At 69.9% G+C, this 15,040-nt stretch carries 1 protein-coding gene; it reads left to right on the forward strand.

Features of this window, described 5'->3' with window-relative positions:
- On the forward strand, positions 1–15,040 hold a 15,040-nt coding region (locus D7V88_RS29295), incomplete at both ends, for a non-ribosomal peptide synthase/polyketide synthase (RefSeq protein WP_120543917.1).

The raw sequence follows: 15,040 nt of genomic DNA on the forward strand, positions 1-15,040 counted from the left end.
CCTTCGAGGCGCCGGAGACGCCGACGGAAGTCGCTCTGGCCGTGCTGTGGAGTGAGGTGTTGCGTGTCCCCACCGTGGGACGGCACGACAACTTCTTCGAGCTGGGCGGCCATTCACTCCTGGCCACGCAGTTGGTCGCCCGCGTGCGAGCCCACTTCGGGGTGGAGCTGCCCCTGCGCGCGTTCTTCGAACGGCCCACCGTGGCCTCGCTGGCCGCGCTGATTGATTCGTTCCAGGGCCCGGACGGCACGGGCGCGTCCCTGCCTCCGCTGGTGCGTGGGGAGCGGCCGGAGGTGCTACCCCTCTCGTTCGCCCAGCAGCGGCTGTGGTTCATCGAGCAGCTCGGCACGGCGGGCACCGCGTACAGCCTGACGAACGCGCTGAAGCTCGAAGGCTCTCTGGACACCATCGTGCTCCTGGCGGCGTTCGACGAACTGGTGCGCCGCCACGAATCCCTGCGCACCACCTTCCATTCGGATGAGGGAGCGCCGTCGCAGGTCATCCACCCGCCCTTCCCCATGCCCCTGCGGAACGTGGACCTCACGGGCCTGGCGTCGAAGGAGGAGCGTGAGGCCGAGGCCCAGCGGCTCGCCCTCGAGGAGTCGCGGACGCTGTTTGATCTGGAGCAGGGCCCGCTGTTCCGCGCGCTCCTGTTGAAGCTGGCCCCCCACGAGCACGTGCTGGTGCTCAACACGCACCACATCATCTCCGACGGTTGGTCCGTGGGCGTCCTGGTGCGGGAGATGGGCGCGCTCTACGCCGCCTACTCCACGGGCCTGCCCTCACCCCTGCCGGAGCTGGCGGTGCAGTACGCCGACCACTCGATCTGGCAGCGGGGCTGGCTCCAGGGCGACGTGCTGGAGCAGCAGCTTGGCTACTGGCGCGAGCAGCTCGACGACGCCGCGCCGTACCTGGACCTGCCCACGGACCTCCCGCGTCCGGCGCACCAGTCCTTCCTTGCGGCGGATGAACGCGTGGAGCTGTCGCGCGAGCTGGCCGACGCGTTGGAGACCCTGGCGAAGCAGGTGTCCGCCACGCCGTACATGGTGCTGCTGGCGGCCTTCAAGCTGCTGCTGCACCGGTACTCCGGCCAGGAGGACGTGCTCGTCGGTTCGCCCATCGCGGGCCGCCGTCACGCCGAGTCCGAAGCCCTCATCGGCTTCTTCGCCAACACCGTCGTCATCCGCACGCAGGTGGAGGACACGCGGACCTTCCGCGAGCTGATCGCGCAGGTGCGCACCACCACGCTGGGGGCCTACGAACACCAGGACCTCCCGTTCGAGAAGCTGGTGGAGGTCCTGAAGCCCGCACGTGATCTGCGCCGCACGCCGTTCTTCCAGGTGACGTTCACGCTCCAGAACGCACCGATGCCGGAGCTGGTGCTTCCGGAGCTGACGCTCCGAGGCTTGGACCATGATCCGGGCACCATCCTCTTCGACCTGCAACTCGTGTTGACCCGAGTGCCTGACGGGTTCACGGGCTGGCTGCTCTACAACACGAGTCTGTTCGTTCCCGAGACGGCGGCTGGCCTGGTCCAGCGCCTGCGGTTGCTGCTGGAGGCCGCCGTCCGCGCACCGGACACGCGGCTGTCCGAGCTGCCCCTGCTCACCCCAGAGGAGCGCCGACAGGTCCTCGTCGATTGGAACCACACGTCACGTGACTACCCGCGTGACGCCTCCGTGGCGGGGCTCTTCACCGCGCAGGCCGCAAGGACGCCGAATGCGCCCGCGCTGAAGTCCGGGGAGAAGACGCTGAGCTACGCGGCCCTGGACCGCGCCTCCAACCAGCTCGCGCACCACCTGCGTCGCCAGGGCGTGAGGCCCGGGGACCGGGTGGGCCTGTGCCTGGAGCGCTCGTTCGAGCTCATCGTCGGCATGCTCGGCATCCTCAAGACGGGTGCTGCGTACGTACCGGTGGAGGCGAAGTACCCGGCCGACCGCATCACCTGGATGTTGCAGGACGCGGGCGTCAGCGTGCTGGTGACGCAGGAGTCGCTGGCGGATGAACTGCCGGCGGTGGTGGACCTCCAGGTCCTCCTGGACGCGGATGCGGCGGAGATTGCCCGTCAGCCGGAGACGGCGTTGGGCGTGACGGTGCCGGCCGAAGCGCTGGCGTACGTGATGTTCACGTCAGGCAGCACGGGACGGCCCAAGGGCGTCAGCGTGCCCCAGCGCGGCATCGTGCGGCTGGTGCGCGGCAACGACTTCATCCACTTCGGGCCGGAGGAAGTCTTCCTCCAGTTGGCGCCCGTGGCGTTCGACGCTTCGACGCTGGAAGTGTGGGGAGCGCTGCTCAACGGCGCGAAGTTGGTGCTGGCTCCGGCGAAGGCCCTGTCCTTCGAGGAGACGGGGGCGCTGCTCACCACCGAAGGCATCACGACGTTGTGGCTGACCGCGGCGCTCTTCGAGCAGATGGTCATCCATCAGGGCGAAGCGCTGGCGGGCGTGCGACAGGTACTGGCGGGTGGCGACGTGCTGCCCGTGGAGCGCGTGCGCGAGCACCTGGCGCGGATGCATTCGGGCTCCGTGCTCGTCAACGGCTACGGCCCCACCGAGAACACGACGTTCTCCGCCACGTACGCACTGGGTGCCGGTGACAGTGTGGGCCTGTCCGTGCCCATCGGCCGTCCGCTGGCGCAGTCCACCGCGTGGGTGCTGGATGCAGCCCTCCAGCCCGTGCCCGTGGGCGTACCGGGCGCGCTCTACGTTGGAGGCGATGGCCTGGCGTGGGGCTACCTGAACCGTCCGGACCTGACGGCGGAGCGCTTCATCCCCCACCCCTTCGCGACGGAGCCGGGAGCGCGGTTGTACAGCACGGGCGACCGGGTGCGCTGGCAGGCGGATGGGACGTTGGAGTTCCTGGGCCGCACGGACTTCCAGGTGAAGATTCGCGGCTTCCGCATCGAGACCGGCGAAGTCGAAGCGGTGCTGCGCCAGTCGTCGCAGGTGCGCGAGGCCGTGGTCCTGGCGCGCGAGGATGTGCCCGGAGACAAGCGCCTCGTGGCCTACGTCGTGTCCACGGGAGAGGGTTTCGATCCCGGTGCCCTGAGGGCGTTCGTCCAGAAGCAGTTGCCCGAATACATGGTCCCCACGGCCTGGGTGGAGCTGTCCGCCCTGCCGCTCAACGCCAACGGCAAGGTGGACCGCAAGGCCCTGCCCGCCCCGGAGGCGCCGAGCGTCTCCGATGCGGAGGTGGCCGCGCCTCGCAACGCGATGGAGACGGCGCTCGCCGCCATCTGGGCGGAGGTGCTGCACCTGGAAGCCGTCGGCATCCACGACGACTTCTTCGAGTTGGGTGGCCACTCGCTGCTGGCCACGCAGGTGGTGTCGCGCATCCGCTCGACGCTGGGCGTGGAGCTGCCGCTGAGAGACCTCTTCAGCGCTCCCACCGTGGCCACCCTGGCCGAGAAGCTGGGCGGCGCCCGTCGGACCCAGGCGCCTCCGTTGGTCCGCACGGAGCGCACCACCGCGCCGCCGTTGTCGTTCGCCCAGCAGCGGTTGTGGTTCATCGACCAGTTGGAGCCGGGCACCGCGCTCTACAACATGCCGTTGCCGCTGCGGCTGCATGGCGCGCTGGACGAAGCGGTTTTGCGCAAGAGCCTGGACGCGCTGATGGCGCGGCACGAAGTCCTGCGCACCACGTTCCGCGTGGAAGCGGGCCAGCCCGTGCAGCACATCCACGCCGAGGCCACCGTGCCCTTCGAGTCCGTGGACCTCACCGGCATCGCGGACGCGACCGAGCGCCAGGCCGAAGCAGAGCGGCGCGGTGTCGCGGAATCGCTCCGTCCGTTCAACCTGGAGCAGGGCCCGGTGATTCGCGCCCTGCTCATGAAGCTGGGGGCGGAGGATCACGTGCTCGTGGTGCACGTGCACCACATCGTGTCCGACGGTTGGTCGCTGGGGGTGCTGGTGCGTGAAGTCACCGCCCTCTACGAAGCCTTCCGCCACGGCCAGACGCCGGTCCTGCCGGAGCTGCCGGTGCAGTACGCGGACTACGCCGTGTGGCAGCGCGACTGGCTCCAGGGTGACGTGCTGAAGGCGCAGCTCGGCTGGTGGAAGCAGCAGCTCGCGGGCGCGTCGCACGTGCTGGACCTGCCCACCGACAAGCCGCGTCCGGCCGTCGTCTCGCAACGCGGCGACACGGTCTCCGTGCGCCTGCCGCGCGCGCTGTCCGAACAGGTGGAGGCGCTGGCGCAGAAGGAAGGCGCCACGCCCTTCATGGTGCTGCTGGCGGCCTTCCAGGCCGTGCTGCACCGCTACTCCGGTCAGGACGACGTGCTGGTGGGTTCTCCCATCGCGAACCGTGGTCGCGCGGAGACGGAAGGCCTCATCGGCTTCTTCGTCAACACGCTGGTTTTGCGTGGAAGTTTCGGCGCTCGGACGACGTTCCGGGAGCTGTTGGCGCAGGTGCGCACCACGACGCTGGGCGCGTACGAACACCAGGACCTGCCCTTCGAGCGGCTGGTGGAGTCACTGCAAACGACGCGCGACCTGTCCCGCACGCCGCTGTTCCAGGCGCTGTTCGCGCTCCAGAACGCGCCCCTCCCGGAAATGGCGCTGCCCGGCCTGTCCGTGACGGGAGCGCACTTCGGCAGCCGGGAGCTGTCCCAGTTCGAACTGATCCTGGACCTGAATCGGGACGCGGACGGCTTCGTGGGCCAGCTCCAGTACGCGACGGACCTGTTCGAGTCCGCCACCATCGAGCGGCTCGCCACGCACCTGCGCGTGCTGCTGGAGACCGTGCTCGTGCGGCCCGAGGTGCCGTTGTCCGAGGTGCCCCTCCGCTCGCCTGAAGAAACCGCCCGGCTCGTGAGCATCGGGCGCGGGGCCGTCGTGGACTTCAACGTGGAGTCCACGCTGCACGGGCGCATCGAAGCGCAGGCAGCTCGCACGCCGGACGCGGACGCCCTGGAGTTCGAGGGGACGACGCTGCCCTACCGTCAGTTCGACGCCCGGGCGAATCAGCTCGCCCGGCACCTGCGCTCGCTGGGCGTGGGGCCGGAAGTCACGGTGGCCCTGGCGCTGGAGCGCTCCGCGGACGCCATCATCGCGTTCCTCGCGGTGCTCAAGGCGGGCGGTGCGTTCGTGCCGCTCGACCCGGCGGCTCCCGAAGCGCGCAAGGACTTCCTCCTGCGCGACTGCGGTGCCTCCGTGTTGCTGACCACCCGGGCCCTGGCCGACGCGTGGCAGCCCGACGTGGACCATGTGGTGAAGCTGGATGTCGAGCAGACCTGGCTTGCGGCGCTCTCCGAGGAGCCCCTGCCTCCCTCGGCGAGCCCGGACAACCTGGCGTACGTCATCTACACGTCGGGCTCCACGGGCATGCCCAAGGGCGTGATGGTGCAGCACCGCACCGCCGTCCACCTGAACCACGCGCTGGGCCGCAACCTCTACCCGCGGCAGCGCCCGATGCGCGTCAGCCTGAACTCGGCGCTGTACTTCGACGCGGTCATCGAAGCGTTCATCAAGCTGCTCGACGGCCACTGCCTCTGCATCATCCCCGAGGGCACGCGCCGGGATCCGGAGCAGATGATCACGTGGATGGAATCCCGGCGCATCGACGTGCAGACCAGCACCCCGTCGCAACTCAAGCTCCTGCTGGAAGCGGGCTTGCTGGAGCGCGCCTGGGTGCCGTCCCAGTTCCTGTTGGGCGGCGAGTCCATTGACGAAGCCCTCTGGCGCCTCCTGGCGGGGACGACCCGCACGCGCGCCACCAACGGCTACGGCCCCACCGAGGCCACCGTCTGCGTCACGACGTTCGACATCCAGGGGACTTCCCTGCCCCGGGCCGTCATCGGTCGGCCGCTGGACAACCTGCGCGCCTACATCCTCGATGAGCACCAGCACCTGGTGCCCTTCGGCCTGCCGGGTGAGCTGTGCTTCTCCGGCGCGGGCATCACGCGCGGCTACCTGGGCCGGCCGGACCTCACCGCGGAGCGCTTCATTCCGGATCCGTTCAGCACGGAGCCCGGTGCGCGGCTGTACCGCACGGGCGACAAGGCCCGATGGCGTGAGGACGGCACGCTGGACTTCATGGGCCGCCTGGACTTCCAGGTGAAGCTGCGCGGCTACCGCATCGAGCTGGGGGAAATCGAAGCCACCCTGCGCTCGCACCCGGGCATCCGGGACGCGGTGGCGTTGGTGCGCGAAGACGTGCCCGGCGATGCGCGCCTCATCGCCTACGTGGTTCCGGAGGTGGACACCGCGCCCTTGCGTGAACACCTGCGCAAGCACCTGCCCGAGTACATGGTGCCCGCCGCGCTGGTCGCCCTGCCCGCCCTGCCGCTGACGCCCAACGGCAAGGTGGACCGCAAGGCCCTGCCCGTACCGGAAGTGACGCAGGTCGGCTCGCGCACCTACGTGGCGCCGGAGACGCCGACCGAGGTGGCACTGGCCGCACTGTGGAGTGAGGTGCTGCGCATCCCCACCGTGGGACGGCACGACAACTTCTTCGAGCTGGGTGGCCACTCGCTGCTGGCCACGCAGTTGGTCTCCCGCGTGCGAGCCCACTTCAGGGTGGAGCTGCCCCTGCGCGCGTTCTTCGAGCGGCCCACCGTGGCCGCGCTGGCCGCGCTGATCGATTCGTTCCAGGGCCCGGACGGCACGGGCGCGTCCCTGCCTCCGCTGGTGCGTGGGGAGCGGCCGGAGGTGCTCCCGTTGTCGTTCGCCCAGCAGCGGCTGTGGTTCATCGAACAACTCGGCACGGCGGGCACCGCGTACAGCATCCCGGTGTCGTTGAAGCTCGAAGGCACGCTGGACACGACCGTGCTCCAGCACGCATTCGATGAGCTGGTGCGCCGTCACGAAGCACTGCGCACCACCTTCCGCCCGCACGAAGGGGCGCCGTCGCAGGTCATCCACCCGCCCTTCCCGATGCCGCTGCGCCGCGTGGACCTCACGTCCATCGAAGCGCCCGAGGCGCGTCAGGCCGAAGCCCTGCGGATCGCCAACGACGAGGCCCGCATCCCGTTCAACCTGGAGCAGGGCCCGCTGGTCCGGGTGCTCCTGTTGAAGCTGGCCCCCCACGAGCACGGGCTGGTGCTGACGCAGCACCACATCATCTCCGACGGCTGGTCCACGAGCGTCCTGGTGCGGGAGATGGGCGCGCTCTACGCCGCCTTCTCCAAGGGCCTGTCCTCGCCCCTGCCGGAGCTGGCGGTGCAGTACGCCGACCACTCGCTCTGGCAGCGGGGCTGGCTCCAGGGTGACGTGCTGGAGCAGCAGCTTGGCTACTGGCGCGGGCAGCTCCACGGCGCCGCGCCGTACCTGGACCTGCCCACGGACCATCCGCGTCCGGCGCGGCAGTCCTTCCAGGGCGCCGACCAGACCGTGTCCCTGCCGCTCGCGTTGAGCGAAGCGGTGGAGGCCCTGGCGAAGCGCGAGTCCGCCACGCCGTACATGCTGCTGCTGGCGGCCTTCAAGCTGCTGCTGCACCGGTACTCGGGTCAGGAGGACGTGCTCATCGGTTCGCCCATCGCGGGCCGCCGTCACGCCGAGGCCGAAGACCTCATCGGCTACTTCGCCAACACCGTGGTCGTGCGCACGCAGGTGAAGGACACCTTCTCCTTCCGCGAGCTGCTCGCTCAGGTGCGCACCACCACGCTGGGCGCCTACGAGCACCAGGACCTCCCGTTCGAGAAGCTGGTGGAGGCCCTGAATCCCGAGCGCGACCTGAGCCGCACGCCGTTCTTCCAGGTGACATTCACCCTGCAGAACGCACCGATGTCGGAGCTGACGCTCCCGGAGTTGTCACTCCGGCCGATGGACAGCGAGCTGCGGTACAGCCTCTTCGATCTCCAGTTGTTGCTGGGCCGCACCCCGGCCGGCTTCGGCGGAACGCTGCTCTACAACACCGCGTTGTTCTCGCCCGAGACGATGGCCAGTCTGGTCCATCGCTTCCAGGTCCTGCTGGACGTCGTCCTGGCTTCGCCCGATGTCCCAGTGGCCCGGCTCCCGCTGCTCACGCCCGAGGAACGCCGACAGGTCCTTGTCGAATGGAACCCCACGTCGCGCGAGTACCCGCGTGACGCCTCCGTGGCCGGACTCTTCTCCGCTCAGGCGGCGCGGACGCCGAATGCCGTCGCACTGAAGTCCGGGGAGAAGACGCTGAGCTACGCGGCGCTGGACCGCGCCTCCAACCAACTGGCGCATCACCTGCGCCGGTCGGGCGTGAGGCCCGGGGACCGCGTGGGCCTGTGCCTGGAGCGCTCGTTCGAGCTCGTCGTCGGCATGCTCGGCATCCTCAAGACGGGTGCTGCGTACGTACCGGTGGAGGCGAAGTACCCGGCGGACCGCATCACCTGGATGTTGCAGGAGACGGGCGTCAGCGTGCTGGTGACGCAGGAGTCGCTGGCGGATGAACTGCCAGCGGTGGTGGACCTCCAGGTCCTCATGGACGCGGATGCGGCGGAGATTGCCCGGCAGCCGGAGACGGCGTTGGGGCTGGAGGTGCCGGCCGAAGCGCTGGCGTACGTGATGTTCACGTCGGGAAGCACGGGGCGTCCGAAGGGCGTCAGCGTGCCCCAGCGCGGCATCGTGCGGCTGGTGCGCGGCAACGACTTCATCCACTTCGGGCCGGAGGAGGTCTTCCTGCAACTGGCCCCGGTGGCGTTCGACGCGTCGACGCTGGAAGTCTGGGGCGCGCTGCTCAACGGCGCGAAGTTGGTGCTGGCCCCGGCGAAGGCCCTGTCCTTCGAGGAGACGGGAGCGCTGCTCACCACCGAAGGCATCACCACGCTGTGGCTGACGGCCGCGCTCTTCGAGCAGATGGTCATCCATCAGGGCGAAGCGTTGGCGGGCGTGCGGCAGGTGCTGGCGGGTGGCGACGTGCTGCCCGTGGAGCGCGTGCGCGAGCACCTGGCGCGGATGCCTTCGGGCACCGTGCTCGTCAACGGCTACGGCCCCACCGAGAACACGACGTTCTCCGCCACGCACACGTTGCGCTCTGGCGACAGCGTGGGCCGCTCCGTGCCCATCGGCCGTCCGCTGGCGCAGTCCACCGCGTGGGTGCTGGATGCGGCCTTGCAGCCCGTGCCGGTGGGCGTCCCGGGTGCTCTGTACGTTGGTGGTGAGGGCCTGGCCTGGGGCTACCTCCAGCGCCCCGACCTCACCGCGGAACGCTTCATCCCCCACCCCTTCGCCACCGAGCCCGGCGCCCGCCTCTACAGCACGGGCGACCGCGTGCGCTGGCAGGTGGACGGGACGTTGGAGTTCCTGGGCCGCACGGACTTCCAGGTGAAGATTCGCGGCTTCCGCATCGAGACTGGCGAAGTCGAAGCCGTGCTGCGCCAGTCGTCGCAAGTGCGCGAGGCAGTGGTCCTGGTGCGAGAGGACGTGCCCGGCGACAAGCGGCTCGTCGCGTACATCGTGGTCGCTGCTGACGCGGGCGATGTGGAGCAGCTCAAGTCGTTCGCCCAGAAGCTGCTGCCCGACTACATGGTGCCGTCCGCGTTCATCACCCTGCCCGCCCTGCCGCAGTCGGCCAATGGCAAGGTGGACCGCAAAGCCCTGCCCGCCCCGGAGGCGCCGAGCGTCTCCGATGCGACGGTGGCCGCGCCGCGCAACGCGATGGAGACGGCGCTCGCCGCCATCTGGGCAGAGGTGCTGCACCTGGAAGCCGTCGGCATCCACGACGACTTCTTCGAACTGGGTGGCCACTCGCTGCTGGCCACTCAGGTGGTGTCGCGCATCCGCTCGACGCTGGGCGTGGAGTTGCCGCTGGGAGACCTCTTCAGCGCTCCCACCGTGGCCACCCTGGCCGAGAAGCTGGGCAGCGCCAGTCGCACGCAGGCGCCCCCGTTGGTCCGCACGGAGCGCACCACCGCGCCTCCACTGTCGTTCGCGCAGCAGCGGTTGTGGTTCATCGACCAGTTGGAGCCGGGCACCGCGCTCTACAACATGCCGCTGCCGTTGCGCCTCACCGGCGCATTGGACGAAGGCGCGTTGCGCAAGAGCCTGGACGCGCTGATGGCGCGGCATGAGTCGCTGCGCACCACGTTCCGCGTGGAGGCAGGCCAGCCCGTGCAGCACATCCACGCCGAGGCCACCGTGCCCTTCGAGTCCGTGGACCTCACGGGCCTCGCGGACGCGGCCGAGCGCCAGGCCGAAATGGAGCGTCGGGCTCACGCTGAGTTCCGCCGCCCGTTCGACTTGGAGCACGGGCCGGTGATTCGCGCCCTGCTCCTGAAGTTGGAGGCCGAGGATCACGTGATGGTGCTCCACCTGCACCACATTGTGTCCGACGGCTGGTCGCTGGGGGTGCTGGTGCGTGAAGTCACCGCTCTCTACGAGGCCTTCCTCCGCGGTCAGGCACCGGTCCTGCCGGAGCTGCCGGTGCAGTACGCGGACTACGCCGTGTGGCAGCGCAACTGGCTCCAGGGTGACGTGCTGGAGGCGCAGCTCGGCTGGTGGAAGCAGCAACTGGCGGGCGCGTCCCAGGTGCTGGACCTCCCCACCGACAAGCCGCGTCCGGCCGTCGCCTCCCAACGGGGCGACGCGGTGGACGTGCACCTGCCGCGCGTCCTCTCTGAACAGGTGGAGGCGCTGGCGCAGAAGGAAGGCGCCACGCCCTTCATGGTGCTGCTCGCGGCGTTCCAAGCCGTACTGCACCGCTACTCCGGTCAGGACGACGTGCTGGTGGGCTCTCCCATCGCGAACCGTGGCCACGCGGAGACGGAAGGCCTCATCGGCTTCTTCGTCAACACACTGGTGCTGCGCGGCAGCTTCGGGACGCGTCCCTCGTTCCGGCAGCTCCTCTCGCAGGTGCGCACCACGACGCTGGGCGCGTATGAACACCAGTACCTCCCGTTCGAGCGGTTGGTGGAGTCGCTGCAGACGACGCGCGACCTGTCCCGCACGCCGCTGTTCCAGGCGCTGTTCGCGCTCCAGAACGCACCCGTGTCGGGGGCGACGATGCCCGGTCTCGCCGTGCACCCCGCGGAGTTCGGCACCCGTGGGACCACCCTGTTCGAGCTGAGCCTGGACCTGCGCCGCGACGCGGACGGCTTCGCGGGCCGGCTCGAATACGCGACGGACCTGTTCGAGTCCGCCACCATCGAGCGGCTCGTGACACACCTGCGGGCGCTGCTGGAGACGGTGGTCGCGCGGCCGGATGCCCCGCTGGTTGACCTGGTCCTCGACTCACCCGAGGCTCAGGCGCGGCTCATCACGCTCGGACACGGCGACGTCGTGGACTTCGAGCTGGGGACCACGGTGCACGGCCTCATCGAAGCGCAGGCGGCCCGCACGCCGGACGCGGACGCCGTGGTGTTCGAGGAGACGACGCTGTCCTTCCGTCAGTTCGACGCCCGGGCCAATCAGCTCGCCCGGCACTTGCGCTCGCTGGGCGTGGGCCCGGAAGTCACGGTGGGCCTGGCCCTGGAGCGCTCCGCGGACGCCCTCGTCGCGTTCCTCGCGGTGCTCAAGGCGGGCGGCGCGTTCGTGCCGCTCGACCCGGCGGCCCCCGGCGCGCGCAAGGCCTTCATCCTGGAGAACAGCCGCGCGTCCGTGCTGCTGACCACCCGGGCCCTGGCCGAAGCGTGGCGGCCCGACATCGCCCACGTGGTGATGCTGGAGGCCGAAGCGGCGCACGTGGCGACCCTCTCCGAGGCGCCCCTGCCTCCCTCGGCGGGCCCGGACAACATGGCCTACGTCATCTACACGTCGGGCTCCACGGGCACGCCCAAGGGCGTGATGGTGCAGCACCGCTCCGTCGTCCACCTGCACCACACGATGGTGCGCAACGTCTACACGTCGCCGCGCCGACTGCGCGTCAGCTTGAACGCGCCACTGTACTTCGACGCCGTCATGGAGTCGTTCATCAAGCTGCTCGATGGCCACTGCCTGTGCGTCATCCCCGAGCAGACGCGCCTGGAGCCGGGGCGGATGCTCACGTGGCTGGAGCAGCACCGCATCGACGTGCTGGTAGGGACGCCCGCGCAGCTCAAGCTGCTGCTGGACGCGGGGATGCTGGAGCGGGCCTGGGTGCCATCGCAGCTCATGCTGGGCGGTGAAGCCCTGGACGAGGTGACGTGGCGGCGGCTGGCCACGACGGACCGCACGCGCGCCTTCAACGGCTACGGCCCCACGGAGGCCACCGTCGCCGTCACGACGTTCGACATCCAGGGCACCGCCCTGCCCCGGCCCGTCATTGGCCGGCCGCTGGACAACCTGCAAGCCTACGTGCTCGATGAGCACCAGCATCTGGTGCCCTTCGGGCTTCCGGGTGAGCTTTGCTTCTCCGGCGCGGGCGTCACGCGCGGCTACCTGGGCCGCCCGGACCTCACCGCGGAGCGCTTCGTTCCGGATCCGTTCAGCATGGAGCCTGGAGCGCGGCTGTACCGCACGGGCGACAAGGCGCGTTGGCGCGAGGACGGGACGCTGGACCTCCTGGGCCGGCTGGACTTCCAGGTGAAGCTGCGCGGCTACCGCATCGAGTTGGGCGAAGTCGAAGCCACCCTGCGCTCGCACCCGGGCATCCGGGACGCGGTGGCGGCGGTGCGGGAGGACGTGCCCGGCGATGCGCGCCTCGTCGCCTACGTGGTTCCGGAGGTGGACACCTCTCCCCTGCGCGAACACCTGCGCAAGCACCTGCCCGAATACATGGTCCCGGCCGCCGTCATGGCCCTGCCCGCCCTGCCGCTGACGCCCAACGGCAAGGTGGACCGCAAGGCCCTGCCCGCGCCGGAAGCGTCGCGTCCAACCATCCAGAGTTCCGACGCTCCAGGGACCCCCACCGAAGTGGCCCTGGCCGCGCTGTGGAGTGAGTTGCTGCGCGTGCCCGCCGTGGGCCGTCACGACAACTTCTTCGAGCTGGGCGGACACTCACTGCTGGCCACGCAGGTGGTGGCTCGGGTGCGTGCCCGCTTCGGTGTGGAACTGCCCGTCCGCGCGCTGTTCGAATCGCCCACCGTGGCGGCGCTCGCGCTGCGACTGCCGGACGCTCCGACGGCCACCGTGCTGCCGCCGCTCGTCCCGGCCACGACGCCCGGACCGCATCCGCTGTCCTTCGCTCAGCAGCGGTTGTGGTTCATCGATCAGTTGGACCCGGGCAGCCCGCTGTACAACATGCCCACCGCGCTGCGCCTGTCAGGCACGGTGGACGTGCCGCACCTCCAGCGGGCCTTCGATGCGCTGGTCCAACGGCACGAATCCCTGCGCACCTCGTTCGAGTCCCACGACGGTGAGCCCCTTCAGCGCATCCACCCCGCCCCGGCGCAAAGCCTGTTCGTGGTGGACCTCACCCCGCTGCCCCAGGGCGCGCGCGAGGCCGAGGTGCTCCGGCTCGCGAGCGAGGACGCCCTGCGTCCCTTCGATTTGGCCGCGGGACCGCTGGTGCGGTTCACCCTGCTGAAGCTCGACGCGGCCGAGCACGTGCTGCTTCTGTGCCTCCACCACAGCATTGGCGATGGTTGGTCCATCGGCGTGCTGGTGCGGGAAGTCGTCGCCCTCTACGAGGCCTTCCGCCAGGGGCTGCCGTCTCCGCTGCCTTCGCTGCCGGTGCAGTACGCGGACTACGCCGTGTGGCAACGCGGCTGGCTCCAGGGTGATGCACTGGAGGCGCAGCTTGGCTGGTGGAAGCAGCAACTGGCCGGTGCACCTCAAGCGCTGACCTTGCCTACCGACAAGCCCCGTCCGCCGCAGCGCTCCGCCCGGGGTGCCATGCTCCCGGTGAGCATCCCCCCGGCCCTGAGCGAGGCGGTGGAGGCGTTGGCCCAGCGAGAGGGTGCCACACCCTTCATGGTGCTGCTGTCGGCCTTCCAGACGCTGCTGTACCGCTGCTCCGGTCAGGACGACTTGCTGGTGGGCACGTCCATCGCGGGCCGGCGTCACGCGGAGACGGAGGGCCTCATCGGCTTCTTCGTCAACACGCTGGTGCTGCGCGCCCGCTTCGACGCGCGGCCTTCGTTCCGTCAGGTGCTGGCGCAGGTGCGCGCCAACACGCTGGGCGCGTACGAGCACCAGGACATCCCGTTCGAGCGGCTGGTGGAAGCCCTCCAGCCCGCGCGAGACTTGTCGCGCACGCCGCTCGTCCAGGCCCAGTTCGTGCTCCAGAACACGCCGGAGTCGGACGCGCGCCTGCCGGAGCTCACGCTGCGGCCGGTGAAGGTGGAGGCGAACGCGACGAAGTTTGACTTGGACTTGAGCCTGGGCCGCACGGCCGGGGGCTTCGAGGGGGCGCTCTTCTACAGCACGGACCTCTTCGAAGCGGCCACGGCCCGAAGGCTGACGGAGCACCTGGTGCAGTTGCTGGAGGGCGCTGTCGCATCGCCGGACGCTGGCGTGGAGACGCTGCCCCTGCTCTCGGCGGATGAGCGCCAGTGGGTGCTGGAGGAGTGGAGCGGCGAGACGGCCGACTTCCCGGCCGACGTGCCCTACCACACGCGCTTCGAGCAGCAGGTGACACGCACGCCCAAGGCCCCGGCCCTGGTGATGGGGGAGACGACGGTGTCCTTCCATCAGCTCAACGTGCGCGCCAACCAACTGGCCCACTACCTGCGCACGTTGGGGGTGGGCCCCGACGTGCCGGTAGCGTTCAGCCTGGAGCGCTCGCCGGAGGCGATTGTCGCGCTGCTGGGCATCCTGAAGGCGGGCGGCGCCTACGTGCCGCTGGACCCGTCGGCCCCCGAAGCACGCAAGGACTTCATCCTGGAGAACAGCGGGGCCACCGTGCTCCTCACCACCCAGGCTTTGGCCGGAGCGTGGCAGCCGGCGGTGCGCCACCTGGTGCGCCTCGACACGGAGGCCCGACGCATCGACGCGCTGTCTCCAGGCAACCCGCGCGTGGAGGTGCGGCCGGAGAACGTGGCGTACGTCCTCTACACCTCTGGCTCCACGGGCATGCCCAAGGGGGTGATGGTGCAGCACCGCTCCATCGTCCACTTGCACCGTGCCATGGCGGATGTGCCCCTGGCCGCGGTGCCGCGCGTCCTTCGGGCCAGCCTCAACGCGCCGCTCAACTTCGACATCTCCGTGGGGCAACTCCTGCTGCTGCTGGACGGGCACAGCCTGTGCCTTGTGCGCGAGGAAGTGCGGCAGGAGCC

The sequence above is a fragment of the Corallococcus terminator genome (assembly GCF_003611635.1).
GTDB lineage: Bacteria > Myxococcota > Myxococcia > Myxococcales > Myxococcaceae > Corallococcus > Corallococcus terminator.